General features: G+C 48.1%; 1 protein-coding gene. It reads left to right on the plus strand.

Annotated elements, in window-relative coordinates:
- Positions 1-175: 175 nt before the first annotated feature.
- Complete coding sequence (locus BLT35_RS27415; RefSeq protein ID WP_203237022.1) at positions 176-1,681, plus strand: transposase; 1,506 nt, start codon at positions 176-178, stop codon at positions 1,679-1,681.
- Positions 1,682-1,687: the final 6 nt, after the last annotated feature.

Raw genomic sequence — 1,687 nt, forward strand, 5'->3', positions numbered from 1 at the left:
TATGATCTATGCAGTTCGTGTCATTAACTGGTAAACGGTGGTTTTTGCTGCACAAATGTCACTAATTTCTCGAAATTAGGACGAAAAACCACTTGACATTTTGGAAACACCCCCATAATCGCGAAGGATACCTCTATTTGCAGGGTATATCTTCTAGATTATAGGTGGTTTGCCAATGTCAGCGTTACAAAAACCGAGATTTACTGAGCTCAATCATAGTGAATGCGCGGGAGCCCCCGTCCTAAAAAGTTTGTGGGATCGTTTTGACTTCTCTCTGCTGCTCTCCCAATCCGGCATGATGAAGCGTAGTGGAACACCGTCTTGGCTCCTTTGCTTCCTTTATGTCGTCGGTCTCGTTTCCAATTGTTCATCCGTTGTTCAAATGGCACAGTTAGCCGACAAGGATGCCTTGCTGAAAGTCATGTTCCAGCCCTGGAAGCTCACTCAGTATACGTTGAGCCGCTTCTTCACGACTAGCTTTGCCTGGATGACCTTTGGAAAAAAGCGTGTCGAGCGATTGCAGCAAGATACCCTGACCCGACTCTCCGATGGGGATGTGGTCAATCTCGATGATACGCATAGTGCGCATCCCTACGCCAAACAACTTCCGTTTCTCAGCTGGCTCTACGACCATTCCACAAAAACATATGCATGGGCGATGAATCTTGTGGTCCTGCAAGCTGTCCTAAAAAGCGGATTGGAATATCCGTTGTTTTACCGCGTGTGGCATAAGCCGGAAACGAAGGGTGAGGGTCTTACGAAGCTGGATCTGGCCAGACAGATGCTTTTGATGCTGCGTGAATCCGTCACATGCCGACTGTGGGTGGCGATGGACCGGTGGTATCTGTGCAAGAAATTTTTCGTATTCCTAGAAGAAAACAACTTTGATTGGGTAACCAAGGCCAAGCGCAACACCGCTTTATTCCGTAAAGTCATTGAACCCGGTACCCGTCGAGAACGCTTCGTGCCGCTGACTCCGGTCATGCTCATCCGCGAAGTGTTCAAGGATTTGACTCGTCAAGCGACATCCGGATTGAGTTCCATTTCCATTCCGGGTATTTACATGAAGCGCCCTTACACCACTATAAATCGAAAAGGAAAGCAAGTGACCAAACAACGATTTGTACCGATCGCCGCTGTTGTCGCCATGCGATTAAAGGAAGATGAACAACCCGATTCGAATCCCGTCCAGACAGAAGAGGAAGAGTCCCCTGCCACTTACAGAGGCGCGTACTTGCTCATCAGTAACCGCTTTGATGCGCCGGAGCAAGCATTGCAGACCTACGTAAAACGCTGGCGGATCGAAGTGTTCTTTCGTGCAGCCAAGCAGGAACTGGCTTTTGAAAAGTGCCATGCCCAATCCGAAGCGCATCACCATGCTCATTTCGAGCTATTGTTCGCCGCTGAGACATTATTAGCCGTTGCGCTTTTCGAACTGAACAAAGAAAAAACGAGTGATGAAGGCTACACCCACGGCGAAATGGTTCGTGGCCTCTTCCACACTCGTTGTCAGGTTCGCGTGAAAAACCACAAGGGCATTCAGCGAATCTCTATTGATTGTGACATACAAGTGCGGCAATTTGCAAGACTAATTGAATTGTTTTGGCCAGAGCATTATTTAATGCTTCTTTGGGTTACACCCAGACCAGAACTTTACCAGGTCTTACCACGAACTGCATAGGTCATG

The sequence above is a fragment of the Paenibacillus naphthalenovorans genome, assembly GCF_900099895.1.
GTDB lineage: Bacteria > Bacillota > Bacilli > Paenibacillales > NBRC-103111 > Paenibacillus_G > Paenibacillus_G naphthalenovorans.

What these genes read in the sequence shown, in the direction of transcription:
- BLT35_RS27415 (WP_203237022.1), top strand. Translation starts at nt 176, where the DNA reads ATGTCAGCGTTACAAAAACCGAGATTTACTGAGCTCAATCATAGTGAA.